Genomic DNA, 25,653 nt, shown 5'->3' with positions numbered 1-25,653 from the left:
CACCGTCAGGTCATCGGCGAAATGCCGGTCACCCGTGGCATCGGGCACATACTTCACACAGACAACGATCCTCAAGCTCACGCCGGCTCTCCTACCTGGGTGTGGTTCGCAGGGACGACAATATGGTACTCAGTACCCCCTGTAAAGGAACTTAGTGCCATTTTGGGCTCTCCGGTGCTACGTTCCCCGCATGACTGACGCACGCAGACCGGCGAAGAAGACCCCCATGCGGGAGGTGCTCGCCCAGGCGGCCTTCCAGCTCTTCCTGGAGCGGGGCTTCGAGCAGACCACGGTGGACGACATCGTGGCGCGGGCCGGGGTGGGGCGCCGGTCGTTCTTCCGGTACTTCCCCTCCAAGGAGGACGCGGTCTTCCCGGACCACGAGGGCTGCCTCGCCGACATGACCGCCTTCCTGGCGGCGGCCGGTGACGCGGAGCCGGTCGACGCGGTGTGCGACGCGGCCCGGATCGTGCTGCGGATGTACTCGGCCAACCCCGAATTCTCCGTCCAGCGCTACCGGCTCACCCGGGAGGTGCCCGGGCTGCGCACCTACGAGCTGTCCGTCGTGCGCCGGTACGAGCAGACGCTGGCCGGCCACCTCCGGGACCGGTACGGCGCGTCGGGGGACGGCGCGTTGCGGGCCGAGGTGATCGCCGCGTCCGTGGTCGCCGCGCACAACAACGGGCTGCGGACCTGGCTGCGTTCGGGTGGCGAGGGGGACGCGGAGGCCGCCGTGGACCACGCCCTCGGGCTGGTGCGCCGGACGTGGGGGAGTGCGGCCGCCGGGGGGCCGCACTCGCCCTCGTCCGAGGAGGATGTGGTGGTCATGGTCGCGGCGAAGGGCGCTCCGATGTGGCGTGTCGTGCAGCAGGTCGAGTCGGCCATCGGCCAGGGCTGAACCCGGGCCGGCCCACGATCTGGCACTGAGTTCCTTTACGTTTCGGCACTCAGTGCCCTATGGTGCGGACGCGCCGACGCGCAGCTGCGGCGCATCCGAGCCGAGCGCAGGGGGTCGAAACATGTCCCAGTTGTCAAGTGGCACCGTGCAGACGGTGCCTGAGGAAGCCGGCCTGTACTACCACCGATGCCGCTGGTGCGGCACGGCCTCCTTCCGGAGGCTGCTGTGCCCGGTGTGTGCGTCGAGCGACCTGAAGTCCGAACGCAGCGCCGGACTGGGTGTTGTGGTGAGGTCCGTCGTCGTGCACCGCTACACGGAACTGGCACGCAACGAGTCCCTCGTCCGGCTCCCCGAGGGCTTCGTGTTCCGCTGCCGCGTCGTGGGCGCCGCGCCCCACCTGGTGGCGGTCGGTGCGCGGGTCCGCCCGGTCGCCGGTGACGATCCGGATGCGGGCGAGGTGGTCTTCGAACTCTGCGACCCGCCCGTGCGCGACGACTGGTACTGAGCCGTGCGGGGTCGGCCTGTCCGGCCGGCCCGTACGAGACCTGCCTGCCGGCGCTGCCGAGGCCGAGGTCCGCGGCGGCATCGGCGTTCCCCGTGCGGCGGATATAGCACCCGTGGCGGGGCGAGCACGGCTTCGTGAACGGTGGGCTGATCAAGCGGGTCGGCCCGGCGATGGTGCACACCTGCTTCGAGTACGTCACCACCGAGTACCCGCGCGGCGCCGGGCACGGCATGCTCCTGGTCCAGTTGCACGGCGCCGATACCGGACAGCCGTGGGCGCCCGGTCGGGGCCCGGCGGATGCTCGCCCCGGCACACCGGCTTGAGCGGGGTTGTCGATGCTGTTTCTCGGCATGTGCCGGGCCGATGCGGACTTCCACGGCGGTAGGCAGCGCCACCGCCCCAGCTCCCGCAAGGACCTGTGCAAGAGGCCACTTGGACAGGGAAAGCGCAACTTCGACATGGCCCGCAGAGGCAGCTACCTTCACCTGGTCCTCGGCGGTTGCCCACGGTCGCACAGGGGTTCCTTCACGCTGGGCCACCCACAACGGGATGAGTTGGTCACGCCCCACGAATCCTCGCCCCCATGCGTAAGCCACCGAACCGGGTCCACAGCAGGCACCCCCGACCAGGGAGAGACGCATGCCCCATCTGGCTCTGTACACATTCGGCGTCCTGAAGTCACCTCTCGCCGATCCCGCACCTCTCACGCGCGAGTTCTACGACATTGGTGAGGCCGTCTACCGGAAGATCAGCCAGCACCCCGGATACCTCGCGCGTGCCGAAGCGGCAGACGGTGACCGGGGCGTGCTCTTCGAGGCGGACTGGGGTGCATGGGGAGAGTTCGCCGTACCGACTTGGTACGGCAAGGGCCATACGCTGGAAACCACCGCCCTGGCCACGACCCTCTCACTCTGGACCGACCTGCGCCCCGCCTTCGACGCCCTCTACACCGGTCTGCACCGTGAGGCGCTGAACAGGCGTTACGACTGGTTCGAGAGGACAGGGCACCCAAATTACGTGTTCTGGTGGGTCTCCGGCGGCGCGATACCCACCTGGCAGGACGGGGTTTCCAGGCTGGAGCACCTCCACGATCACGGCTCCGCGCCGCACGCCTTCACCTTCCACCACTCGTTCGCCCCGGACGGAACTCCGGCCAGGATCAAAGGCATCGGGCGGAAGAGTGACCAGGTTCGCTGACAGCGAAGCCGTGCGATACCGCGAAGTCCACCGCGTCCTCCACGACATCACGTAGCCGAACTCCCTTGTGATTCAGGGTCACTTCACCCGCACCCCCGTATCCAGACGGCTTTCACGGGGTCGTTCCGTGCCGTGTGGTCAGCTTCGCTCCGGCAGGCCTCCTGATGTCACCGTTGCGGATGTGGGCGTACTCGTGGAGGACCCCGGCTCGGAAGCGTTCCGGGTCGGTGTGCCGGCGGACGATGAGCCCGCCGTGCAGGCGGATGGCCGGCCGGCGGTTGCTACCGAAGACCACCGCACCGCCTGACACCGCCGCGGGGTCGACGATCACACGCGGCAGGTGGTCGAGTCCGGCCACCGTGGCGAGTTGGCGCAGCACCGCGTGAATCTCCCCGTCGGGATCACCGTCTCCACCGGCGGTCAACTCCCGGGGCGCGCAAGGCGATCCGTAGGCCAGGCGACGCGACCCGCGGGAGGGTCGCGTCCCTGACTTCACGGGTCAGTACACCTAGCTCGACCGATAGTCTTCTGGGGGAGCGGGGGGAAGGAGAGCCCCGGCGCAGATCTCCCCGGATTCTCCCCAGGTTTGGTCCTGAGTGCCTGTCATCCGGGCCGATGTAAGTAAACAGCGAGGTGAGAGACCCTGTGTTCACGACTCGTCCCACTCTCCAGGGCACCTTCGGCATGGTCTCCTCCACCCACTGGCTCGCCTCGCAGTCCGCGATGGCCGTCCTGGAGGGCGGCGGCAACGCCTATGACGCCGCTGTCGCCGCCGGATTCGTCCTGCACGTCGTCGAGCCGCATCTCAACGGCCCGGCCGGTGAGGTGCCGGTGATCCTGGCGCCGAAGGACGGTGAGGTCCAGGTGGTCTGCGGCCAGGGCCCGGCCCCCGCCGGTGCCACCGTCGCCCACTACCGCTCCCTGGGCCTCGACCTGGTCCCCGGCACGGGACCGCTCGCCGCAGCCGTGCCGGGCGCCTTCGACGCCTGGATGCTGCTGTTGCGCGACCACGGCAGCAGGACGGTCGGCGAGGTGCTGCGGTACGCGATCGGGTACGCCGAGGACGGCCACGCGCCCGTCGAGCGGGTCGGCCAGACCGTCGAGACCGTCCGTGAACTCTTCGAGACGGAGTGGCGGTCCTCCGCCGACGTCTACCTTCCCGGTGGCAGTTCGCCCAAGCCGGGCGAGCTGTTCCGCAACCCGGCACTCGCCGCCACCTGGCGCCGGCTGATCGCCGAGGCGGAGGAGACCGGCGGCGAGGACCGCATCGCCCAGATCGACGCCGCCCGCAAGATCTGGAGCGAGGGTTTCATCGCCGAGGCCCTGGTCCGCCAGGCCGCCCGTCCCACCAAGGACACCAGCGGCTCCCGCCACACCGGCACGCTCACCGCCGCCGATCTGGCCGGCTGGTCCGCGTCCTACGAGGCGCCCGCCACGTACGACTGGAACGGCTGGACACTCGCCAAGGCGGCCGGCTGGAGCCAGGGCCCGGCCTTTCTCCAGCAGCTCGCCCTGCTCCCCGCCGAGCTGCCGCGGTACGGCTCCGCGGAGTACGTGCACCTGCTCATCGAGGGCTGCAAGCTGGCCATGGCCGACCGCGAGGCCTGGTACGGCGATGCCGCCGACGTACCCCTCGACACCCTGCTCTCGGAGCCGTACAACGCAGGGCGCCGCGCCCTCATCAGCGACCGGGCCTCGCACGAGCTGCGCCCCGGCAGCCCGGACGGCCGCACCCCCGTCCTCGGCGAGCACGCCCACGCCGTCGCCTCCGGCGCGGCGGGCTTCGACGCGCTGGGCATCCCGACGGCGGGCGTCGGTGAACCGACCGTGGTGAAGAGCCGCGCGGATGCCGCCGAGCCGACCGTGGCCGAGGACGGGGCGACCCGCGGCGACACCTGCCATGTCGATGTTGTCGACCGCTGGGGCAACATGGTCTCCGCCACGCCCAGCGGTGGCTGGCTGCAGTCCAATCCGGTCGTGCCGGAGCTCGGCTTCCCGCTCGGTACCCGGCTCCAGATGGCCTGGCTCGACGAGGGCCTGCCGAACTCCCTCACCCCCGGCCGCCGCCCCCGCACCACCCTCACCCCGTCCGTCGCCCTGCGCGACGGTGTCCCGGTCATGGCGTTCGGCACGCCCGGCGGCGACCAGCAGGACCAGTGGCAGGTCCACTTCTTCCTGGCGGTCGCCCTGCGCGCCCGGGTCCGCGGCGGCCTCGACCTCCAGGGCGCCATCGACGCCCCCAACTGGCACAACGACAGTTTCCCCAGCTCCTTCTTCCCGCGCGGGATGCAGCCCGGCAGCGTCACCGTCGAGGCGGGCATGGACCCGGAGGTCGTCGAGGAGCTGCGCCGCCGCGGCCACGACGTCACCGTCGGTGACCCGTGGTCCGAGGGCCGGATGTGCGTCGTCGCCCGCGACCCGGAGACCGGGGTGCTGTCCGCGGCCGCGAACCCGCGCGGCATGCAGGGGTACGCCGTCGGACGCTGACCGGCCGCCTTCCTGCCACGACCAGGTCGTCGGGTGCCCGGACGCCCGTGCTTAGCTGGGGGCATGACCGATGACTTCCTCGCCGGGGACCTGACCGAGATCGAGGCGGCGATCCGCGCAGCGGCCGCCGCCGAGATCATGCCGCGCTACCGGCAGCTCGCCGCGCACGAGATCGTCGAGAAGAACGGTCCGCACGACCTCGTCACCACCGCCGACCGCCTCGCCGAGGAGCACCTCACCGCGTCCCTGACCCGGCTGCTGCCCGGTTCGGTGGTCGTCGGCGAGGAGGCGGTCCACGCCGATCCGACCGTGTACGACGCCCTGGGCGGCGACGCACCGGTGTGGATCGTCGACCCGGTGGACGGCACCCGCCAGTTCGTCCGCGGCGAACCGGGCTTCTGCACTCTGGTCGCCCTCGCCCACCGCGGCGAACTCCTCGCCTCGTGGACGTACGCGGCCGCCTTGGACGAGATGGCGGTCGCGGTCCGTGGTCGCGGCGCCACGCTCGACGGCAAGCCGATACGGTCCGGCTCGCCCGCGTCCGGCGCCGTGCTGCGGGTGGCGATGTCGCACCCCGACTACACCAGCGATGCCCAGAAGCGCGCCCTGCTCGGCCTGCGCACCGAAGGCATAGACGCCCGGCCCTGCGGTTCGGCGGGTCTCGAATACCTGGCTGTCGCGCGCGGCGACCAGGAGGCGGTCGCCTTCAACTGGGAATATGCCTGGGACCACGCGGCAGGACTGCTCCTGGTCACCGAGGCGGGCGGCGCGCAGGCCACGCTCTCCGGCGCCCCGTTCCGGATCACCGGCGGCAACTCCCTGCCGTTCACGGCGGCCCGCGACGAGGCGACCGCCGTGCGCATCCTTCAGGCGCTGCGCTCCGGGGACTGAGCAGCCGCAGTCTCGCCGTTGCCGTGCCTGACCAGGCAGAACGGATGCCCCGCCGGGTCCGCGAAGATCCGCCACGAACGCCCTGTCCCGGCGCCGTCGTCGAGCAGCTTCGCGCCCGCCGCGACGGCCCGCGTCTGCGCCGCGTCCAGGTCCGGGACGCCGAGGTCCAGAGGGAACTGCTGGGGGCGTGCCAGGTCGGGCCACCGGGGTGGCCGGTGGTCCGCCACCCGCTGGATGGCGAGGACCAGTCCGCCCGCCGTGTGGAGCGTCGCCCAGCCGTCGCCGAGCGCCCATCGTTCGTCCGGCCGGTCGGCCTCGCCGCCGAGCAGACCGCGGTAGAACTCCGCAAGGCGCGCGGGATCGGAGCAGTCGAGCACCACACACTGCAGTTCGGCGATTACGGCCGGACCCCGCCCTCCCCGGTGCCCGCCGCGAGCGCCGACCGTACCTCCCGGACCAGTCCGGCGGCCCGCTCCACCGCCGCCGCGTCCAGCCCCCGCAGCGCCTCGTCGATCCGTACGCCGAAGTCCACCGGGGTGTCCGGCAGGGCCGCCGCGGCGGCCGACGCGCCCTTCTCGTTCAGACACCAGGTGCGGTGATGGGCGTGGAGGGACTGGACGAGGATGCCGAACGCCCGTGACAGACACAGGGCCACATGGAGCGTGTCACCGGCGGGGGCCGACTTGCGGGCGGCACCCACCGAGAAGTCGGCCTCCCACGCGGCTTCGACGAGCGCGGTGCGCAGGGGCTCGGGATAGTTCCGGGTCTCCTGCTGAAGCGCCCTCAATTCCCCCCGGGGATCGGCGATTACATGGCCGAGTGCGACCTCCCCGGGATACGCGGGGGACCAGAACCCGAGCGGATGTCCCGGTTGTACACCCACTTCGAAGCGTCCTTCGCGGCAGTCCGCCCAGACCGCCTCCACCCGGTCCAGATCGCGCAGGATCCAGTCCACCGGGACACCGTCCACCCGCAGCCAGGCCCCGCCGTTCACCCATGGTCCCCAGCCGCCGGGACCCGTGACCTCGACCGGGGAGCCCTGCACCTCGGACGCCAGTGCGGTCAGTGCGGCCAGATCGGGAACGCCCCGGTAGTACACGCCCAGATCCCAGTCGGAGTCCGGGCGATGGGTGCCACGGGCCCGGCTGCCGCCCAGGACGACGGCCCGGATTCCGGGCAGTGCGGTGAGCAGGGAGGCCATGTCGGCAATACGGGCGGGAACACCGGAGGCGGGGCCCGTCACGGATGCGGCGGCCGGGGAGTTCGGTGTATTCATCAAACGGCGACCCTACCCGCGGCCGCGCCGTCGGCGCCTCGGAATATCCTGGGTGTTCTGGCCGTCGGCTGACGAAGGAGTCCAAAGGTGCCGTCGATGCTTGATGCCGTCATCGTTGGGTCGGGACCCAACGGACTGACCGCCGCGGCCGAACTGGCCCGCCGCGGCTTCGCCGTGGAGGTCTTCGAGGCGGCCGACACCGTCGGAGGCGGTGCCCGTACCGAGGAGCTCACCCTCCCCGGCTTCCGTCACGACCCCTGTTCCGCGGTGCATCCACTGGGCATCGGATCGCCCGCGTTCGCCGGGATGCCGCTCGCCCGGCACGGCCTGGAGTGGCTCCAGCCCGAACTGGCGCTCGCCCACCCGTTCCCGGACGGGTCGGCCGCCGTGCTCACCGGTTCGGTGGGAGAGACCGCCATGTCGCTGGGTGCCACGGACGCGGGGGCGTACCGCAGGCTCGTCGCCCCGTACACCGGCCACTGGGACACCCTCGCCGAGGACTTTCTCCGCACCCCGTGGGACGGGCTGCCCCGGGACCCGTACCGCTGGGCGCGATTCGGTCTCGACGCGCTGCAGCCCGCGACGCTGCTCTCCCGCCGGTTCAGCGGCGCGAAGGCACGCGGTCTCCTCGCCGGACTCGCCGCCCATGCCATAGCCCCCGTCAGCGGCGTGGCCACCGGTGGAATCGCCCTGCTCTTCGCCCTCGCCGCGCACGAGAGGGGCTGGCCGGTGCCGCGCGGCGGGTCGCAGGCCATCTCCGACGCCCTCGCCTCGTACACACGCGAACAGGGCGGCACGATCCGTACCGGTACGGAGGTCAAGCGGCTCGACGAGCTCCCGCCCGCCCGTGCCTACATCTTCGACACCTCGCCGACCGCCGTCGCCCGCATTGCGGGGCTGGGGCACGCGTACCGCGACTACCGGTACGGAGCGTCCTGCTTCAAGATCGATTACGCGCTCTCGGGCCCCGTCCCCTGGACCGCGCAGGAGGCCCGCCGGGCAGGAACGGTCCACATCGGCCCCACGGCCGGCGAGATCGACGCCGCGCTGAGCGCCGCTGTGGCAGGCCGCGACCCGAGCGTGCCGTTCCTGATCACCGCGCAGCCCAGCCTGGTCGATCCGTCCCGCGCACCCGAGGGTCGGCATGTCTTCTGGGCATACGGACACGTCCCGGCGGGCTGGGAGGGCGACGCCACCGACGTGATCGAACGGCAGTTGGAGCGCTTCGCCCCGGGCTTCCGTGATCTGGTGCTCGCCCGGGCGGTCGCCGGGCCGCCCCAACTCGCGGCACGCAACGCCAATTACGTCGGCGGCGACATCGCCTGCGGTGCGTTCTCCGGCCTCCAGACGGTGATCCGGCCCAAGCTCGCACGCGTGCCCTACGCGACGGCGCATCCGGCGGTCTTCCTGTGCTCCTCGGCCACTCCGCCCGGTCCCGGCGTGCACGGCATGTCCGGCCACCACGCGGCGAAGGCGGTCTGGCGGCGGCTGCGGGCGGCCTGAGAGCCTGTCGGGTGACCTCTGCTCGGGCGGCCACGCTCTGGCACGCACGCTTCCCGCGTTGCCGAAATGCCCAAGGGCCACCCGACAGGCTCTGAGCGGCACGGCCCGTCCACGGCGAGCGCGGCCGCCCGGTCTTCGACGGGGTCTTCGGGGCGCCATGGAAGCCCGGACGGAGGGGGCACGGCATCATGGGCCGCATGGGCACACCCGAGGCCGTCACCGTCACCCTGGTACGCGGCGACATCACCCAGCAGTCCGTCGATGTCATCGTCAACGCGGCGAACTCCTCCCTGCTCGGCGGCGGCGGGGTCGACGGAGCGATCCACCGGCGCGGCGGTCCGGAGATCCTCGCCGCCTGCCGGGAGTTGCGTGCCTCGCGGTACGGAAAGGGCCTGCGCACAGGCCAAGCCGTCGCTACGACCGCCGGCAGGCTCGACGCCCGATGGGTGGTCCACACCGTGGGCCCGGTGTACGGGACTTCCGGCAGCGATCCGTCCCTGTTGGCGTCCTGCTACCGCGAGTGCCTGCGCGTCGCCGACGAGCTCGGTGCGAGGACCGTCGCCTTCCCGGCCATTTCGGCCGGTGCGTACGGCTGGCCGCTGGAAGATGCCGCGCGTATCGCCGTGGAGACGGTGCGGGCGGCTCACACAGACGTCGAGGAAGTCAGGTTCGTCCTCTTCGACGACCGGGCCTACGAGGCGTTCGTCGCGCAGGTCGGCTGAGATGAATACGCTGCTGAGGCAATTGCTCGGCCCGACAGGCTCTGAGCTGCCACCCGAGGCAGCCGGTGCGGTACGACCCGTCACTGACGTTCCGTCGTTTCCGTCACTGCGGCGGTGGAGCCGCCGGAGGTGGCTCCACCACCGCGGCCGGGCAGGCGTTTACAGGTGGGCGCTGATCACACCGCCGGCGCTGAGCACGATGTATACGCCGTTGGCGTCGAGTCCGGTGTCGTGCTGGTTCGCTTCCAGCGTGCCGTACACAGCGCCCTCGTGGCCGAGGATCTGCGCGCGGTACCGGAGGTCGCCGATTTTCGTGACCTTGGCCGTCCAGCCGCCCGCGAGCTTGAACGTGCCCGGTCCGCGGTGTCCGCCGCCCATCCAGGAATGGACCTGGCCGCCCGACGTAAGCACGACAAACATGTCGTTGGCGTCGAGTCCGGCGTCGCGCTGGTTCGCCTCCAGCGTGCCGTAGACCTGACCGCGGGAGACGATCTTGACGAGGTAGTGCTGGGCGCCGAGTTCGTAGATCTCGGCCGTGCTGCCGTCCGCCAGGGGCTGGGTGCGGACCGGGGATGCCGCCTTGGCCGTGGCGGCCGGTGCCGTGGTGTGGTGCGCGGCGGGCGTGGCGGCGACAGCTGTTGCGGCGGGTGCCAGCAGAGCGGCTGTCAGGATGGTGCCGGCCAGTGCGCGGACTCGGATGCTCGTGCGGCGGGTCGTTGACAGAGACATGCGGGTTCTCCTGAGCGAAGTAGCGGTGAGTACGCGCACGTTGCCTGTTCCCTCTCGTGCGGGAACCGGGAACCGGGAGGCGATGGGGCGGCGTGCAAGATCGAAGTTAGCGCGAACAGTCGACGGAACAGATCATTCTTTGTCACCGGACTGCTACGCCCTGGGGAGCGTCCTGGCGGTCAGGCGTCGAGCCGGATGAGTGCGCCGGCCAGGGTGACGGGGGCCAGGCAGTGGCCGGGCCGTTTCTCATGGCGGGTGGCGATGCCGCGCCACTGCTCGAGTCGGTGAAGGCGGCAATCGACGGCGTTGTGGCAGCGATGGACAGCCCTGTCGAAGCGGCATGGCCGTGCGCGTCGCCGTGCCCGGCCCGCGAGCCGGCCGACGCGTTCGGGGACGGTCGCCCTGATCCCGCGTCTGCAGGCAGGCAACCCGGTGCACGGTGCCGTCGTCCTCAACGACGGGTCGTCTCAAGGAGGTCATGCGGTGGGTACGCACGCCGGCATCGTCAAACCACTGCCGGAACTGCTCGGGCACCACGCCCGGCACCTCGGGGACAAGGTCTGTTTCCAGGACCGGCTCAGGCGTGTGACCTACCGGGAGCTGGAACGGAGGACCGCAAGGCTGGCCGGTCACCTGGCAGGACTCGGCCTGGCGCGCGGGGACCGGGTGGCCGTACTGCTCGGCAACCGTGTCGAGGCGGTCGAGAGCCTGCTCGCCGTCACCCGGGCGAGCGGTGTGGGCGTACCTCTGGACCCCGGGAGCTCGGAGGAGGAGCTGACCCGCTTGCTGGACGACAGCGGGGCACGGGTGCTCATCACCGATGCTGCCTGCCTGACGCAGCGGCAAAAACTGTTGTTCCGGCCCGGGTTGACCGTGGTGGCGGCCGAAGGCGGCGACGAGGACGGGGGCGGGAACTCGCCTGCGCACGCGGACTTCGGGGAGCCGGCGGACGAGGCCGGCGGAACCGTGGACCGGCCCGCCGCGGTCGCGGGCGCGGACGGCGTTCTGCGGTACGAGGAGTTGGCGGGCACCGAGCCACGGACGCCTGCCCGGGACGATCTCGCCCTGGACGAAGTGGCCTGGCTGCTCTACACCTCGGGCTCCTCCGGCACGCCCAAGGGTGTCCTGTCCACCCAGCGCAACCGCCTCGCGCCGGTAGCGGCGGGGCTCGTCGGTGTCCTGGGCCTGTCCGAACGGGACCGCGTGCTGTGGCCGTTGCCCCTCCATCACGCGATGAGTCAGATCGTGTGCTTCCTCGGGGTGACCGCGGTGGGGGCGAGCGCGGTGCTGCTGCCCCGGTTCTCGGTGGCGGGAGTGCTCGGCGAACTGCGGGGCGAGGACGCCTCGTTCACTCTGCTCGGCGGGGTCCCGACCACCTATTCGGCGCTGCTCGACGCGGTCCGGGGCGAAGCGGGCGGCACGGACTCCGGCGGTCTCGGCGCCCCCGCGCTGCGGGGTTGCGTCAGCGGTGGTGCCGCGGCAGGGCCCGGGTTCCGCGAGTCCTTCGAGACGATCTGCCGTGTCCCCTATCTGGAGCACTACGGCAGCACGGAGGCGGGCCCGGTCACCATGCCGGCGCCGGGCGAGGCGACGACGTCGGGGGAGTGCGGCCGGGTGCTGCCCGGCACCCGGGTCCGGGTCGGCGGGGGCCCCGACGGCCGGGACACGGGCGAGGGCGAGTTGTGGGTCAGCGGGCCCGGAGTCATGACCGGTTACCACGGGGGGCCGGAAGCCACCGCGGAAGTACTGCGCGAGGGCTGGTTCCGCACGGGCGATCTGGCCAGGATCGATGGCTTCGGCGGACTGTCGATCACCGGCCGGGCCGGCGATCTGATCATTCGCGGCGGGGTGAACATCCACCCTTCGGAAGTGGAGGCGGTGCTGCGGCGGCTGCCGGGGGTGGCGGACGCCGCCGTGGCCGGACGCCCGCACCCCGTCTTCGGCGAGGTGCCGGTCGGCTATCTGGTCGCCGAGCCCGGTGGCGGCGGGCTGGACAGGGGGCGCATCCTCGCCGCCTGCCGTGCGGAACTGTCCGGCTCCAAAGTGCCCGTCGAACTGTTCGAGCTGGCGGACATTCCCCGTACCACCTCCGGGAAGATCCTGCGGCGGGACCTCGCCGGCCGGCCGGCGAGGGCACTGGGCGCGGAGGCCGCCGGGAAGCCGTCGGAGGACCTGCTGGCCCTGGTGATGAACGAGGTGGCGGCCGTGCTCGGCCGTCCCGCTCAGGCAGTGGAGCCGAGCACGGCACTGCGGGACCTGGGCATGGACTCCCTGACGGCGACGGTATTGCGGGAGCGGCTGTCGGCGGCAACCGGCCTGCCGCTCTCCGAGGCCGTTGCCTTCGACTTTCCCACGGCCGCCGCGCTCGCCGCCCACCTCGGGGAACGGAACGCCGCCGCGCCGGCCGGCGCCGGGCCCGTGCACCGGAGTGCGGCCCGGCCGGACGACGACCCTGTGGTGATCGTGGGGATGGCCTGCCGCTATCCCGGCGACGTGACCTCTCCCGAGGAGCTGTGGCGGCTGGTGGCCGACGGGAGGGACGCCATCGGCCCCTTCCCCACCGACCGGGGCTGGGACACCGGGGCGCTGTACGACCCGGACCCCGGGCGGCCCGGACGGACGTATGTGCGCGAGGGCGGCTTCCTCTCCGGTGCGGACCGCTTCGACCCCGGCTTCTTCGGCATCTCTCCCCGCGAGGCCTTGGCCATGGACCCGCAGCACCGGCTGCTGCTCGAAGTGGCCTGGGAGGCTTTCGAACACGCCGGTCTCGTCCCCGGCACCCTGCGCGGCTCGGCGACCGGGGTGTACGTCGGCCTGATGTACAGCGACTACGCCCGCCACCTGACAAGGACGCCCGAGCAGGTCGAGGGGTACCTCGGCCTCGGCAACGCCGGAAGCGTCGCCTCGGGTCGTATCGCCTACACCTTCGGCCTCGAAGGCCCGGCCCTCACCGTGGACACGGCGTGCTCCTCGTCCCTGGTGGCCCTGCACCTGGCAGCCCAGGCGCTGCGCCGCGGCGAGTGCGCCTTTGCGTTGGCCGGCGGCGCCACGGTGATGTCGGGACCCTCGTCGTTCGTGGAGTTCAGCCGCCAGCGGGCGCTGGCTCCGGACGGCCGCTGCAAGGCGTTCGGCGCGTCCGCCGACGGCACGGGGTGGGCCGAGGGCGCCGGCATGCTGCTGCTCAGCCGGTTGTCCGAGGCGCGCCGCGCCGGACTTCCGGTACTGGCCGTGGTGCGCGGCTCGGCGGTGAACCAGGACGGGGCGAGCAACGGGCTGACCGCACCGCACGGACCGGCCCAGCAGCGGGTGATCCGGCAGGCACTCGTGGACGCGGGGCTGAACCCCGGGGACATCGACGCGGTGGAGGCGCACGGCACCGGCACCCGGCTGGGCGACGTCATCGAGGCGGAGGCCTTCTTCGCGACGTACGGGCGCCACGCGCGGCAGCGTCCCCTCCGGCTGGGCTCGGTGAAGTCGAACATCGGCCACACCCAGGCCGCCGCCGGAGTGGCCGGCGTGATCAAAATGGTGCAGGCGATGCGGCACGGCGTGCTGCCGCGTACGCTGCACGCCGACGAGCCGACCCCCCGTGTCGACTGGTCGACGGGACGGGTCGCGCTGCTGACCCGGTCGGTGGAATGGCCGGCGACGGACCGTCGCCGCCGGGCGGGCGTCTCCTCGTTCGGCATCAGCGGCACCAACGCCCATGTGGTGCTCGAAGAGCCCCCGGGCGACGGGGCGACCGCACCGCCGAATGCCGTGGCGGACGGCGGGGCCGCAAGCGGCCGCGTCGGGCCCGGGGCGGTGCGGGAAGGCGCGACACGTCCCGGACCGGCCGTGGTGGCCTTTCCGGTGTCGGCGAGGAGCCTGCCGGGGCTGCGGGCCCAGGCGCGACGGCTGTACGACCACGTGGTCGCCGCCCCTGATGCGTCCCTGGTGGATATCGGGTACTCGCTCGCCACCACGCGTGCGGCCTTGGAACACCGGGCCGTGGTGGTGGCCCGGGACCGTGCCGAACTGCTCGGCTCCCTGCAGGCTGTGGCGGAGGGCGGCGGCCGGCCCGGAGTGCACACGGGCACGTCCCGCCATCACGCCTCGACGGCCTTCCTGTTCACCGGCCAGGGCAGTCAGCGCGTCGGTATGGGCCGTGAATTGTACGAGTCGCGGGATCTGCATCCGGCCTTCGCCAGTTCGTTGGACGAGTGCTGTGCCCTGCTCGACCCGCTGCTGCCGGTGCCCCTGCGCGACGTCATGTTCGCCGGGCCAGGTACGGAGACGGGCGCGTTGCTGGACACGACCCGGTTCGCGCAGCCGGCGCTCTTCGCTCTGGAGACCGCGTTGTTCCGGCAGTTCGAGGCGTGGGGGGTACGCCCCGGTCAGGTGGCCGGGCACTCGGTGGGCGAGGTGGCGGCGGCGCATGTCGCCGGGGTGCTGTCCCTCGCGGACGCGTGCACGCTGGTGGCGGCCCGGGGCCGGCTGATGGACGCGCTGCCTCCGGGCGGCGCGATGGCGGCCGTGGCCGCCGGCGCGGACGAGGTGGCCGCCCACCTCGCCGAGACCGGGTGTGCGGTGGAGATCGCGGCGGTCAACGGGCCCGCCTCGGTGGTCGTCTCCGGCGACGACGCCGCGGTGCGGGAGGCCGCCGCGTACTTCCGGAAGCAGGGGCGTTCGGTGACGCCGCTGCGGGTCGGCCATGCCTTCCACTCCGCTCGGATGGAGCCCGTGCTGGCGGACTTCGCGGACGTGGTCCGGCGACTGTCCTTCGCGGCGCCGCGGCTGCCTCTGATCACCGCCGTGCCGGGCCGGGCGGCCACCGACGAGGAGCTGTGCACACCGGAGTTCTGGGTGGACCATGTCCGCCGTCCGGTCCGCTTCGCCGATTCGGTGGCGCACCTGGGTGAGCGAGGCGCGGCACTTCATGTCGAACTGGGGCCGGACGGGGTGCTCACCGGCCTGGTACGAGACTGCCTCGCCTCGTCCGGACCGGCGCCGGCCGGCCCGGACACGGACGAAGCGGGCGGCGGCAAGCGGGGCCCGGCACCGCTGGTCCTGCCGACACTGCGCGGGACGCGACCGGAAGCGCACGCCCTGCTCGACACGCTGGCCGCGCTGCACGCCCACGGCGTGCCCGTCGACTGGCGGGCCGTATTCGCCGGGCTGGGCGGGCGGCGCGTCGCACTGCCCACATACGCCTTCCAGCGCCGCCGGTACTGGCTGGAGAGCGCCCCGGAGCAGCCGCCCGTGGCCCCGACGACCGAGGCCGCCCATCCGTTCCTGCGGTCGCGGACCCGCACGGCCGACGACGACGGGTTGCTGCTGAGCGGGGTGCTCTCGGTGCGCGACCAGCCGTGGCTCGCCGACCACGCGGTGGCCGGGGAGGTCTTGCTGCCGGCGACCGCCTTCGTCGACATGGCCCTCCACGCCGGTGAGCTGACGGGCGCGGCCGTCCTGGACGAGCTCGTCCTGACCGCGCCGCTGTCCCTGCCCCCGGACGGTGCCGTCGCCGTGCAGGTGAAGGTGGCGGGGGCGGACGACACGGGACGGCGGGCCGTGCACTTCCACTCCCGGCCGCACGCTCCGGCGGGTGACGGGCCCTGGCTCCGGAACGCCGTCGGCACTCTCGCGCCGGCACCGGAGCCCGCGGAACCGGGAGAGGCCGCCGCCGAGGCCGGCGGAGCGTCCCGGCCGGCCGCGCCCTGGCCGCCGGAGGCGGCGGTGCCGCTGCACGACGGCGGTCCGGAGACCGGACCGTACGAGCGACTGGCCGCCGACGGGCTGGGTTACGGCCCCGCCTTCCGGGGCATGCGTGCCGCCTGGAGGCACGGGGAGGAGCTGTACGCCGACGTCGCGCTGCCCGAGGCGGCCCGGACCCCGCGCCCGGAGACGGGCGGCCCGGGGTTCCTCCTGCATCCCGCGCTGTTCGACGCGGCGCTGCACGCCCGGGCCCTGGACAGCCTGATCACGAACGGTTCCGGGACGGCGGATCCGGCGGGCGGCGGGTTGTCCCTGCCGTTCGTCTTCAGCGGAGTGCGCGTGCACGCCACCGGCGCCCAGCGTCTGCGGGTGCGGATGGCCCCCGGGCCCGACGGGCAGGCCGGGGTGGAACTGACCGACGAGACGGGCTCCTTGGTGGCGACGGTCCGTTCGCTGACGCTCCGGCCCCTTCCGCGTACCTGCCCGACGACGGCGGACGCAGTCACCGGGGCTCTCCACCGGACGGACTGGGTGCCGCTGACCGGGCCGCCCGCACCCGTGGCGGTGCCCCGCTGGGGGGTTCTGGGCACGGCGGGCACACGGCTGGTGGACGCCCTCGCGCCCCCGGGTTCCGGCGTCCCGGTGTACCGCGGCCCGGCGGCATGCGACGCGTCGTCGGCCGTCGTCGTGGCACCGTGCCCGCCGCCGGACACGACCGGCGGGGCGCAGGACCAGGCTTCCGGGCTGCTGCGGGCAGCGGGCTGGGCGCTGGAGCTCGTGCAGGAATGGCTCGCCGAACCGCACCTGTCCCGCTCCCGTCTCGTCCTCGTGACGTCCGGTGCCGTCACTTCGGCCGACGACGGTTTCCCCGCGGACGGCGCCGGTCGCGGGAATGACGGCGCATCCGGCGAAACGGCGTCCGTACCGTTGCACACACCGGTGTGGGGACTGGTCCGCTCGGCCCTGCGGGAGAACCCGGGCCGCTTCGCCGTGATCGACGTGGACGGACACCCCGACTCCTGGAGTGCCCTGCCCGCCCTGCTGGCCGCCTCGGTGCCGGAGGCAGCCGTACGCCGGGGGGCGGCGTACGTGCCGGAGCTGGTGCCGTCGGCCGAGGCGGCACCGCAGCCGCGGAAGCGGCGCCCGCTCGACCCGGAGGGCACCGTCCTGGTCACCGGCGGCACCGGTTCCCTGGGCATGCTGGTGGCGCGGCACCTGGTCACTGCCCACGGCGTCCGGCATCTGCTGCTCGCCGGCCGACGCGGGCCGGACGCCCCGGGGGCCCGGGAACTCGTCGCGGAGCTGCGTGAGGCGGGCGCCCAGGTGACCGTTCAGGCCTGTGACGTCGCGGACCGGACCGCGCTCGCCGCCCTGCTCGACGCGGTACCGGCGGCCCACCCGCTGACCGGTGTCGTGCACACCGCGGGGGTGCTGGACGACGGCGTCGTCGCGGCGCTCACCACCGACCGTCTGAGGCGGGTGCTGCGCCCCAAGGCGGACGCCGCTCTCGCCCTGCACGAACTGACCCGGGGACACGACCTGGCCGTGTTCGCGCTGTTCTCCTCCGTGGCGGGTACCTTCGGCTCCGCCGGCCAGGCCAACTACGCCGCGGCCAACTGTGTGCTGGATGCCCTGGCACGGCACCGCGGGCGGCTCGGGCTGCCCGGTACGTCGATCGTCTGGGGGCCCTGGCGGCAGAACGACGGCATGATGGCGCACCTCGGCGACGCGGACCGGCAGCGGATGGCCCGCTCCGGGTTCGGCCCGCTGGGGCCGGAAGAAGGACTGGCCCTCTTCGACGCGGCCGTGGCCGGCGACGACCCCGTGGTGGTGGCGGCCCGCCTCGTCCCGGCCGCTCTCCGCGGCGGCGGCACGGCGGCGAACCGGCCCCGAACCCCTGCTGCCGACGCGGGCGACGGGGACGGGGACCGACTCGGCCGGGCGCCGGCGGCCGCTCCCCCCGGCGAGCGGGGCGGGGTGCTGCTCACACAGGTCAGGACCCTGGCGGCCCGTGTCCTGGGCCACCGGGAGGAGGCGAGCGAGATCGACGAGGACACCCTGCTGGCGGACCTGGGGCTGGACTCCCTGGCCGCGGTCGATCTGCGCAATGAGCTCGCGGCGTGGACGGGACTGGCACTGCCGTCCACGCTGCTGTTCGACTTCCCGACGCCGCGCGCGCTCGCCGCCGAGCTGACGCGGCGGTATGCCGCCGAGGCACCTCCGGTGGGCGCCGCGCCCGACGGCCCGGCACGGCCCGAGACCGCCGGCCCCCCGGGCTCCCGGGGCCGGCGGGCGGACGACGGCGCGGGGGACGGCCCGGAGGCGGGCGCTCCGGCGGACGCCCGGGTGCAGGCCGCCGACGCACCGCACGCCGGGGGAGCTCCGGACTCCCTGGGCATGCTCTTCCGTACCGCATGCGCCCGGGGACGGAGCTGGGACGGCATGGCGCTCCTGACCATCGCGGCGCGCCTGCGTCCGGTCTTCGACAGGACCGGGGCGTCCGGTGCGACGCACGAACCCGTCACGCTCGCGGCGGGCGGCGCGGGGGTCCGGCTGGTCTGTTCCCCCGCGCTCAGCGCGCTGTCCGGGCCGCAGGAGTACGCGCGCCTCGGTGCCGGGCTGCGAGGGCTGCGTCCGGTTTCCGCGGTGCGGCACCCGGGGTTCGAGCCCCGAGAGGCTCTGCCCGCCACACTGGACGCTCTCGTCACCGCCCAGGCCACCGCCGTCCGCGCAGCCGCGGCCGAAGGCCCCCTGGTACTGCTGGGACGGTCGGCCGGTGGCTGGGTGGCCCATGCCGTTGCCGAGCGTCTGGAGTCCGAGGGGGACGCCCCGGCGGCCGTGGTCCTGGTGGACACCTATCCCCCCGCTCACGGCGACCGGGGTCAGGAACTCTCCGCGATGACCTCGGACATGCTGCGCCGGGCGGCGGAATACGCCTCTGCCGACCCCGACGGGCTCACCGCCATGGCCGGATACTTCGAACGCTTCAGTGACTGGAAACCCGCGCCGCTCGCCTGTCCCACCCTGTACGTACGCGCCCGGGACCCGCTGCCCGGCACCGAACCCGCCCCGGACTGGAGCCTGCCGCACGCCGAGATCACCGTGCCCGGGGATCACTTCACCATGCTGGAGGAACACGCCCGTACCACCGCACTCGCCATCCACCAGTGGCTCGGCAGCCGGGTCTGAGGACGTCCTGGTCCGAGGACGACCGGGGAGACGTCCTGGGTTCCTCGGCGAGCGCGGCGAAGACCATCGCCCCGAAGTGCTTGCGGTTCCCGCAGGGCCCGGACCGTACCGAGGTGCTGGCAGTGCGACGTCGATGTCGGATTCTCGCCAGCGCCCGGGTGTCCGGTGCCCGATGCTTGAACCATGCACACCGACACCGAGCGCTGCGTGCGAGCCGTCCGGTCCAAGGACGCCCGCTTCGACGGCTGGTTCTTCACGGCGGTCCTGACCACCCGGATCTACTGCCGCCCCAGCTGCCCCGTCGTGCCGCCCAAGGTCGAGAACATGACCTTCTACCCCAGCGCCGCCGCCTGCCAGCAGGCCGGATTCCGGGCCTGCAAGCGGTGCCGGCCCGACACCAGCCCCGGTTCCCCGGAGTGGAACGCCCGCGCGGACTCCGTCGCCCGTGCGATGCGACTCATCCGGGACGGTGTCGTCGACCGTGAGGGCGTCCCCGGACTCGCGGTCCGGCTCGGTTACTCCGCCCGGCAGATCGAGCGCCAGCTTCTCGCCGAGCTGGGCGCCGGTCCGCTCGCTCTGGCCCGCGCGCAGCGTGCCCAGACCGCGCGGCTGCTCATCGAGACGACCGGGCTGCCCATGGCCGAGGTCGCGTTCGCCGCCGGGTTCTCCTCGATCCGTACCTTCAACGACACCGTCCGCGAGGTCTTCGCGCTCGCCCCGGGCGAGCTGCGCAGCCGTGCCGCCCGGTCCGCGACACCGGCGCCGGCTCCGGGCGTGATAGCGCTGCGGCTGCCCTACCGGGCCCCTCTCAACCCGACCAATCTCTTCGGTCACCTCGCCGCGACCGCCGTACCCGGCGTCGAGGAGTGGCGCGACGGCGCCTACCGTCGCACGCTCACGCTCCGGTACGGGCACGGGATCGTCGCCCTCACCCCGCACCCCGACCACATCGCCTGCCGGCTCTTCCTCACCGATCCGCGCGACCTCACCCTCGCGATCAGCCGCTGCCGCTGGCTGCTCGACCTGGACGCCGACCCGGTGGCCGTCGACGACCAGCTGCGTGCCGATCCGCTGCTCGCCCCCCTGGTCGACAAGGCGCCGGGCCGACGGGTGCCGCGAACCGTCGACGGTGCGGAGTTCGCCGTACGGGCCGTGCTCGGCCAGCAGGTCTCGACCGCGGCCGCCCGCACCCACGCGGCCCGCCTGGTCACCGCGCACGGCGTCCCCGTCGACGATCCGGAGGGCGACCTCACCCACCTCTTCCCGGCCTCCGAGGCCCTCGCCGGGCTCGACCCCGGACAACTCGCCCTGCCGCGCAGCCGCCGCACCACCCTCACCACCCTCGTCGGCGCACTGGCCGACGGCACGCTGAAGCTCGGCACCGACACCGACTGGGAGCAGGCGCGGTCCGAACTGAACGCTCTCCCCGGCTTCGGCCCCTGGACCGTCGAGGTGATCGCGATGCGGGCGCTCGGCGACCCGGACGCGTTCCTCCCCACCGACCTCGGCATCCGGCGCGCGGCAGGGGAACTCGGCCTCCCGTCGACGCCCGCGGCTCTCACCGCCCGCGCGGCGGCCTGGCGGCCCTGGCGGGCCTACGCGGTCCAGTATCTTTGGACCGTGGACGATCACCCCATCAACCACCTCCCCGCATAAGCAAGTTGGGAATTCAGCCCATGACCGCCAGGCACACACCTGCGACGACCCGGCAGCACATGGTCGTCGACAGCCCGTACGGTCCGCTCACCCTCGTCGCCACCGACGGAGTCCTCGCGGGCCTCTATATGACCGATCAGCGGCACCGCCCGCCCGAGGAGACCTTCGGCGAGCCCGATCCGCGCCCCTTCACGGAGGCGATCCGCCAGCTCGACGCCTACTTCGCCGGTGAGCTGCGTGAGTTCGACCTGCCGCTGCACCTGGACGGCACCCCGTTCCAGCGCAGCGTCTGGGAGCAACTCCTGCTGATTCCATACGGCGAGACCCGCTCGTACGGCGAACTGGCCGAGATCCTGGGCAAACCGGGTGCCTCGCGTGCGGTGGGCCTTGCCAACGGCAAGAACCCGGTGAGCATCATCGTTCCGTGCCACCGCGTCATCGGCACCTCGGGCAGCCTCACCGGTTACGGCGGCGGGCTCGACCGCAAGCAGCGGCTGCTGGCCTTCGAGAGCGGTACGCAGGACGACACCCCGGCGCTCTTCTGACGCGGCCCGCGCGAAGAAACACGAAGAAGAAACACGAAGAAGAGCCTCGAAGAAGAGCCTCGAAGGCGGGCCCGGATACCACCGGGCCCGCCTTTGAGGCCGCGCGGAACAACAGGAGCACCAGGGCAACGGCTCCGTACGAAGCGGCGGGGCGTCAGCTGGCGAAGATCTCCACAACCGTCCAGATCGCCAGCCCCAGCATGCAGAGCCCGCCGATCCGCTGAACCGTCTTGAGCGGTACCCGCTTCGCGATGAACTGCCCCGCCAGCAGGGCCAGAGCCGAGACGGACATCAGGGCGGCCGCGGACCCGATCGCGGTGGACCAGGTGCCGTTGCTCGCGGCCAGATTGGCGGTCGTGATCTGGGTGAGGTCGCCCCACTCGCTGATGAAGACCGCCATGAACGCGGTCGAGTAGACCGGCCAGAAACCGGTCACCGTCTTGGTGCCGCCCTCCTCCTCGTCATCGCCGCCGCCGTTGCGCAGCAGCATGAAGGCCCCGAACGCGAAGAGGGACGCCGAGACGAGCTTGACGATCCAGCCGGGCAGCAAACTGATCAGGCTGCCCGCACCGACCGCGATGGCGACGTGCACGATGAAGGCGGACGACGTACCGAACCAGACATACAGCGGCCGCATGCGGGTGCCCATGGCAAGCGACGCGAACATCGTCTTGTCCGGGAGTTCCGCGAGGAAGATGAGCCCGAAGGCGGTGAGGATCGCCAGGGGGTCGAGATGCATTCCGGGTGGCTTTCTGTGAGAGCCGGGCCCCGGGCCTTCGCGAAGCGCCACTCGGGCTTTCGGAGAACCACTCGGCCCGGCATGACGTCAGCGCCCACGGGGCGCGGGCGTGTCATACCTGACCGAAGGTCTCGCCCACCCGTAAGGATCCACGGGCCCGGCCACCGGGAACCCGGGGGCTCCAGTGTGTCGACGACCGGTTTGCGGGGCTACTCCCCTTCGCAGCCACACACTCTACCCCACCCGCCGACAGGGGAGTGCACATGTTCGATCCGGTGGTGGGTATCGGTACAGTCCCACGATGATCACCCGCGTCAGCACCGGAGGCGTCCCCGCATGAGCCGCCGCCCCCGCAAGGCCGCCCAGGTCCCGGGCACACCCCGGCCCACCGTCAGCGTCTGCCGCGGCTGCTGCTGCGGAACACCGAAGATCCCGGACGTGGACCACGCCGGTCAGCTCGCCGAACTGCGCCGCTCGCTCGGCGAGGCGGCCACGGTCCGCGCCGTGGACTGCCTGGACGCCTGCGAGCAGGCCAACGTCATCGTCGTACAGCCCTCCGCCGAGGGGCGCAGGGCCGGCGGCCGCCCGGTCTGGCTCGGGCTGGTCAACGACCGGGACGCCGTGAAGGACATCGCCGCCTGGACCGAGGCGGGCGGCCCGGGACTGGTGGACCCGCCCGAGATCCTCGGCCTCTACACATTCCGCCCCTCGCGCCGCGTGCAGCGGGAACTCGATCACTGATTTCGTCCGGACCGCACCGGGCTTGCGGGTTCCGGCCCGATCCAAACGATAGGCCCTAGCCGTGAGTCGTGTCCGGGGCCTCGGCCAGCCGCTTCAGCAGTGCCGGGAGCGCCGTGCCGATGGGCTCGCGGATGGTCTCCTCGGCCAGTTCGTCGTACGGCGTGGGTTCCGCGTTCACCACGATCAGCCGGGCCCCGTTGTCCACCGCGATCCCGGCCAGCGACGCGGCGGGCTGCACCTGGAGCGTCGTACCGACCGCGATGAACACCTGGCAGGCCTTGGCGATCGACATCGCCTCGCCCAGCACCACCGGATCGAGCCGCTCACCGAACATGACCGTCGCCGACTTCAGGATTCCGCCGCAGGCCGCGCACGGCGGGTCGGCCTCGCCCGCCTCGACCCGTGCCAGCGCCTCGGCCATCGGGGAGCGGGCGTGGCAGCGGGTGCAGACCGTCTCGCGCGCGGTCCCGTGCAGTTCGAGAACCTTGCGGGCCGGGAGCCCCGCGAGCTGGTGCAGACCGTCGACGTTCTGCGTGATCACCCGCACCGGGGCGCCGGACCGCTCCAGTTCCGCCACCGCGCGGTGCGCCGCGTTCGGCTCCGCGCTCCAGGTCGCGCTCGTGCGGCGCATCTGCCAGGAGCGGCGGCGGATGTCCGGATCGGCCATGTAGAAGTCGTACGTGACGAGCTTCTCGGCCTCCGGATCCTTCCGCCAAAGTCCGTTGGGCCCGCGGTAGTCGGGGATGCCGGAGTCCGTGGAGATACCGGCGCCGCTGAGAATCGCGACGAGAGTCATGGCACGAGCGTACGCAGCACCGGCCGGCACCCGCGAGGCCATTTCGGCCGCCGCCCGGGGCATGTGTCAGGCCGCGGGACCGACCGGGCTGAACGGTGACGGGGTCCGGCCCGTCCAGGTGTTCAGCACGGCGCGGGCGGTCTGCTTCGTGACACCGCCGTCCTGGACCGTGCCGCTCTGCGCGACGTAGAACCGTCCGTCGTCGAGGGAGATCAGCCCGTACTGGCCGTACTGCCCCGGCGCCGGCCATCCGTACGTATCCGTCACCGCGTCGTGCGCGCCTTCGCGCAGCAGGGGGAGCAGCAGGCCGCGCTCCGGCTTCTGCTGCCCGCGGACGGGGCCGCGTACCGGCTTTCTCGCACCGTCCAGCGCGAAGACCGAATAGTTGGGGAAGTTCGGTTTGGTGCCCTTGTAGGCGGCCATCAGCCAATTGCCGCTGTACCCGTCGTACTCCAGGTTCTGCACGCCGTACGTGGTGTTCCCGGTGTACGCGAAGAATTTCCCGTCGACGTGGGCGGGGCCGCTGGTGTGCGGGGCCGATTCGGTCAGCGGGCGCTCGTACTTCTTCCACCGGGCGATGTCGTACTGGAGCAGCACCTGATGGTCGTTGTCCGTGCGGCCCGCGTTGGCGTACACGCCGTACGCGACGGTCAGCTTCCGCTCGCCGCGCCTGCCGTGCCGGTCGCCGAACGCCGGACCGAACGCGATGCCGTCGATGCCGCTGCAGCCGTACCGGTGGTCAGGCGTATCGGCCGTGTCGCCGTCGAAGACGCCGTCGCCGTTCATGTCGGCGGTGAAGTCCTTCACGACCTCCTTGAGGTGGACGGTCGAGACGACACCCGTGGACTGGGCGTCCATGCCCATCCGGGTGATGCGGTCGGCGTCGAGGATAGCGATGTAGAAGGACTTCGCCTCCTTGTACTCCAGCGAGCCGTAGACCCTGCCGTCCTTCTCGTTGAAGTCCAGATCACCGAGGTGGCCGGTGAATCCGGTGACCGAGCCGGCCGGGTTGCCACTGAGGTCGGTCTTGACCAGCAGGTTGGTCATCGAGAAGTACATGAAGCCCTTGCGACGGTCGATGGCCATGCCCTGGACATGACCCGACTGCCAGGCGCCGCCGTCGACCGACAGCGGCACCTCGTGCTGTGCGGCCGGTGCCGACGCCGGTTGGGCGGCCGCGGCCCCGGCCGGTGCCGTGGCGACGGCCGCCGCACAGGCGAACGCGGTGACGATGGTGGCCAGCAGTCCGCCGCGGCGGCCGGTGTGCGTACGCATGATCCCTCCGCTGTCGTGGAGTCCGGATGATGCCGGTCGAGCGTGCACTGCGGACCAATGACACATGAACGCGGGTGTCCGGCAGCCGCCGACCGGACTATCAGCTGACGACCCGCCATGACAACGGGGCGCAAAGGGATGCAAGGGAATGCGGGGGAGGTACGCGTCATACGCGGTGCCTGGTGGTGCGCGATGCGACCGGGCCCGTGGCTCAGCCGTCCGCCGGGAGCCCGTCCTCCAGTTCCACCGTGCCGCCGGTGGAATCGAGCACCTCCAGCGCCGCCCTCACCCGCAGGGCGAGAGCGCCGCGCAGATAGCGGTCGAGGTCGTCGCGCTCGACCAGTTCCCAGGACAGGAGCTCCTCCTCCTGCAGCCGGATCGCCTTCGTCTCCGCCTCGTCCAGCACTCCGCCGTCGTACAGGTAGGCGGCGATCGGCGGACGCATCGGGCCGCGTGCCCAGTCGATCGCGAGCAGCCGTCCCGGCGTCCGGTCGAGACCGATCTCCTCGGCCGTCTCGCGTCGCGCGGCCTGGCGCGGGCTCTCGCCCTGGTCGGACTCGACCGTTCCGCCGGGCAGTGCCCAGCCCTCCCGGTAGTTCGGCTCGACGAGCAGCACCCGCCCCCGGTCGTCCCGGAACACGGTGGCCGCGGCGGCCAGCACCCGAGGGAGGCCTGCGATGTAGGTGGCGTAATCAGTGGTGGTCACGCGGGCAGCGTAGTGGGGGGCGGAGCCGGAGCGACGACGGCTCTGGGCAGCGGGTATCCGCTGCGGATAGGGTCGGGTGCGGCGCGACTGCCTGTTCGAAAGCA

Annotated in this window: 20 protein-coding genes and 1 pseudogene; 12 read left to right on the top strand and 9 right to left on the bottom strand. The window is 72.5% G+C overall.

Annotated elements, in window-relative coordinates:
• A pseudogene (locus ACF08M_RS36860) lies at positions 1–81 on the bottom strand (electron transfer flavoprotein subunit beta); the annotation flags it as partial.
• Between the two features lie 145 nt (positions 82–226).
• Here ACF08M_RS36860 and ACF08M_RS36855 point away from each other — a divergent pair.
• The 4 genes from ACF08M_RS36855 (at position 227) to ACF08M_RS36840 (ending at position 2,600) form a co-directional block, all read left to right on the top strand.
• Complete coding sequence (locus ACF08M_RS36855) at positions 227–898, top strand: TetR family transcriptional regulator (RefSeq protein WP_392189662.1); 672 nt, start codon at positions 227–229, stop codon at positions 896–898.
• A 121-nt stretch (positions 899–1,019) separates the two neighbouring features.
• The gene (locus ACF08M_RS36850; protein WP_392189659.1) at positions 1,020–1,403 is read left to right on the top strand and encodes a Zn-ribbon domain-containing OB-fold protein; all 384 of its coding nucleotides are present in this window, start codon (positions 1,020–1,022) and stop codon (positions 1,401–1,403) included.
• A 134-nt stretch (positions 1,404–1,537) separates the two neighbouring features.
• The gene (locus tag ACF08M_RS36845; RefSeq protein WP_392189658.1) at positions 1,538–1,726 is read left to right on the top strand and encodes a hypothetical protein; all 189 of its coding nucleotides are present in this window, start codon (positions 1,538–1,540) and stop codon (positions 1,724–1,726) included.
• 316 nt (positions 1,727–2,042) lie between these two features.
• Positions 2,043–2,600, top strand: coding sequence for a DUF3291 domain-containing protein (locus tag ACF08M_RS36840; RefSeq protein ID WP_392189657.1), 558 nt, complete (start codon positions 2,043–2,045; stop codon positions 2,598–2,600).
• 112 nt (positions 2,601–2,712) lie between these two features.
• On the opposite strand, the gene ACF08M_RS36835 is transcribed toward ACF08M_RS36840, so the two are convergent.
• Positions 2,713–3,024 carry a hypothetical protein gene (locus ACF08M_RS36835; RefSeq protein ID WP_392189656.1) on the bottom strand — a complete coding sequence of 104 codons (312 nt, stop codon included), beginning with the start codon at positions 3,022–3,024 and terminating at the stop codon, positions 2,713–2,715.
• A gap of 221 nt (positions 3,025–3,245) precedes the next feature.
• Here ACF08M_RS36835 and ACF08M_RS36830 point away from each other — a divergent pair, with 221 nt between their 5' ends.
• Together ACF08M_RS36830 and ACF08M_RS36825 are read left to right on the top strand one after the other, a co-directional pair.
• Positions 3,246–5,087: a gamma-glutamyltransferase family protein gene (locus tag ACF08M_RS36830; protein WP_392189655.1), complete on the top strand. Its 1,842-nt coding sequence runs from the start codon at positions 3,246–3,248 to the stop codon at positions 5,085–5,087.
• 63 nt (positions 5,088–5,150) lie between these two features.
• Entirely contained in the window at positions 5,151–5,978 is an 828-nt protein-coding gene (locus ACF08M_RS36825) for an inositol monophosphatase family protein (protein ID WP_392189654.1), read from the top strand.
• On the opposite strand, the gene ACF08M_RS36820 is transcribed toward ACF08M_RS36825, so the two are convergent.
• Both ACF08M_RS36820 and ACF08M_RS36815 read right to left on the bottom strand, forming a co-directional pair.
• A complete protein-coding gene (locus tag ACF08M_RS36820) occupies positions 5,954–6,358 on the bottom strand; it encodes a VOC family protein (RefSeq protein ID WP_392189653.1) in 405 nt (134 codons plus the stop codon). The two genes, ACF08M_RS36825 and ACF08M_RS36820, sit on opposite strands and share 25 nt — an antisense overlap.
• A 17-nt stretch (positions 6,359–6,375) precedes the next feature.
• Positions 6,376–7,179 (bottom strand): nucleotidyltransferase domain-containing protein, encoded by an 804-nt coding sequence (locus ACF08M_RS36815; protein ID WP_392189661.1) that lies wholly within the window; start codon positions 7,177–7,179, stop codon positions 6,376–6,378.
• Positions 7,180–7,341: 162 nt separating this feature from the next.
• Between ACF08M_RS36815 and ACF08M_RS36810 the strand changes: the two genes are divergently transcribed.
• The gene (locus ACF08M_RS36810; RefSeq protein ID WP_392189652.1) at positions 7,342–8,757 is read left to right on the top strand and encodes a phytoene desaturase family protein; all 1,416 of its coding nucleotides are present in this window, start codon (positions 7,342–7,344) and stop codon (positions 8,755–8,757) included.
• Between the two features lie 197 nt (positions 8,758–8,954).
• The gene (locus tag ACF08M_RS36805) at positions 8,955–9,479 is read left to right on the top strand and encodes an O-acetyl-ADP-ribose deacetylase (protein ID WP_392189651.1); all 525 of its coding nucleotides are present in this window, start codon (positions 8,955–8,957) and stop codon (positions 9,477–9,479) included.
• Between the two features lie 159 nt (positions 9,480–9,638).
• Here the strand turns inward: ACF08M_RS36805 and ACF08M_RS36800 are convergent, their stop codons facing one another.
• A complete protein-coding gene (locus ACF08M_RS36800) occupies positions 9,639–10,208 on the bottom strand; it encodes a hypothetical protein (RefSeq protein WP_392189650.1) in 570 nt (189 codons plus the stop codon).
• Between the two features lie 483 nt (positions 10,209–10,691).
• On the opposite strand from ACF08M_RS36800, the gene ACF08M_RS36795 reads away from it, so the two are divergent.
• From ACF08M_RS36795 to ACF08M_RS36785, 3 genes are all read left to right on the top strand, one after another.
• Entirely contained in the window at positions 10,692–19,091 is an 8,400-nt protein-coding gene (locus ACF08M_RS36795; protein ID WP_392189649.1) for a type I polyketide synthase, read from the top strand.
• A 183-nt stretch (positions 19,092–19,274) separates the two neighbouring features.
• Positions 19,275–20,747 carry an AlkA N-terminal domain-containing protein gene (locus ACF08M_RS36790; protein WP_392189648.1) on the top strand — a complete coding sequence of 491 codons (1,473 nt, stop codon included), beginning with the start codon at positions 19,275–19,277 and terminating at the stop codon, positions 20,745–20,747.
• Positions 20,748–20,767: 20 nt separating this feature from the next.
• A complete protein-coding gene (locus ACF08M_RS36785; protein WP_392189647.1) occupies positions 20,768–21,292 on the top strand; it encodes a methylated-DNA--[protein]-cysteine S-methyltransferase in 525 nt (174 codons plus the stop codon).
• 154 nt (positions 21,293–21,446) lie between these two features.
• On the opposite strand, the gene ACF08M_RS36780 is transcribed toward ACF08M_RS36785, so the two are convergent.
• The gene (locus ACF08M_RS36780; protein ID WP_392189646.1) at positions 21,447–22,031 is read right to left on the bottom strand and encodes a TMEM165/GDT1 family protein; all 585 of its coding nucleotides are present in this window, start codon (positions 22,029–22,031) and stop codon (positions 21,447–21,449) included.
• Between the two features lie 336 nt (positions 22,032–22,367).
• Here ACF08M_RS36780 and ACF08M_RS36775 point away from each other — a divergent pair, with 336 nt between their 5' ends.
• The gene (locus ACF08M_RS36775) at positions 22,368–22,772 is read left to right on the top strand and encodes a (2Fe-2S) ferredoxin domain-containing protein (protein ID WP_392189645.1); all 405 of its coding nucleotides are present in this window, start codon (positions 22,368–22,370) and stop codon (positions 22,770–22,772) included.
• 55 nt (positions 22,773–22,827) lie between these two features.
• Here ACF08M_RS36775 and ACF08M_RS36770 read toward each other — a convergent pair whose 3' ends face one another.
• The 3 genes from ACF08M_RS36770 to ACF08M_RS36760 form a co-directional block, all read right to left on the bottom strand.
• Entirely contained in the window at positions 22,828–23,568 is a 741-nt protein-coding gene (locus tag ACF08M_RS36770; RefSeq protein ID WP_392189644.1) for an NAD-dependent deacetylase, read from the bottom strand.
• A gap of 66 nt (positions 23,569–23,634) precedes the next feature.
• On the bottom strand, positions 23,635–24,843 hold the full coding sequence (locus ACF08M_RS36765) for a hypothetical protein (RefSeq protein ID WP_392189643.1): 1,209 nt from the start codon (positions 24,841–24,843) through the stop codon (positions 23,635–23,637).
• Between the two features lie 211 nt (positions 24,844–25,054).
• Positions 25,055–25,549, bottom strand: coding sequence for an NUDIX domain-containing protein (locus tag ACF08M_RS36760; protein ID WP_392189642.1), 495 nt, complete (start codon positions 25,547–25,549; stop codon positions 25,055–25,057).
• Positions 25,550–25,653 lie beyond the last annotated feature (104 nt).

The sequence above is a fragment of the Streptomyces sp. NPDC015032 genome (genome assembly GCF_043080425.1).
Classification (GTDB): Bacteria; Actinomycetota; Actinomycetes; order Streptomycetales; family Streptomycetaceae; genus Streptomyces.
Note: the sequence above shows the minus strand (reverse complement) of the source record. Positions and strands in the feature narration are given on the sequence as shown.

Excerpts from the sequence above, each read along its gene's own strand:
- ACF08M_RS36800 (WP_392189650.1), bottom strand. The coding sequence starts at position 10,208 with ATGTCTCTGTCAACGACCCGCCGCACGAGCATCCGAGTCCGCGCACTG.
- ACF08M_RS36790 (WP_392189648.1), top strand. The coding sequence starts at position 19,275 with ATGCACACCGACACCGAGCGCTGCGTGCGAGCCGTCCGGTCCAAGGAC.
- ACF08M_RS36840 (WP_392189657.1), top strand. The coding sequence starts at position 2,043 with ATGCCCCATCTGGCTCTGTACACATTCGGCGTCCTGAAGTCACCTCTC.
- ACF08M_RS36825 (WP_392189654.1), top strand. The coding sequence starts at position 5,151 with ATGACCGATGACTTCCTCGCCGGGGACCTGACCGAGATCGAGGCGGCG.
- ACF08M_RS36850 (WP_392189659.1), top strand. The coding sequence starts at position 1,020 with ATGTCCCAGTTGTCAAGTGGCACCGTGCAGACGGTGCCTGAGGAAGCC.
- ACF08M_RS36780 (WP_392189646.1), bottom strand. The coding sequence starts at position 22,031 with ATGCATCTCGACCCCCTGGCGATCCTCACCGCCTTCGGGCTCATCTTC.
- ACF08M_RS36855 (WP_392189662.1), top strand. The coding sequence starts at position 227 with ATGCGGGAGGTGCTCGCCCAGGCGGCCTTCCAGCTCTTCCTGGAGCGG.
- ACF08M_RS36785 (WP_392189647.1), top strand. The coding sequence starts at position 20,768 with ATGACCGCCAGGCACACACCTGCGACGACCCGGCAGCACATGGTCGTC.
- ACF08M_RS36805 (WP_392189651.1), top strand. The coding sequence starts at position 8,955 with ATGGGCACACCCGAGGCCGTCACCGTCACCCTGGTACGCGGCGACATC.
- ACF08M_RS36765 (WP_392189643.1), bottom strand. The coding sequence starts at position 24,843 with ATGCGTACGCACACCGGCCGCCGCGGCGGACTGCTGGCCACCATCGTC.
- ACF08M_RS36775 (WP_392189645.1), top strand. The coding sequence starts at position 22,368 with ATGAGCCGCCGCCCCCGCAAGGCCGCCCAGGTCCCGGGCACACCCCGG.
- ACF08M_RS36815 (WP_392189661.1), bottom strand. The coding sequence starts at position 7,179 with ATGGCCTCCCTGCTCACCGCACTGCCCGGAATCCGGGCCGTCGTCCTG.
- ACF08M_RS36770 (WP_392189644.1), bottom strand. The coding sequence starts at position 23,568 with ATGACTCTCGTCGCGATTCTCAGCGGCGCCGGTATCTCCACGGACTCC.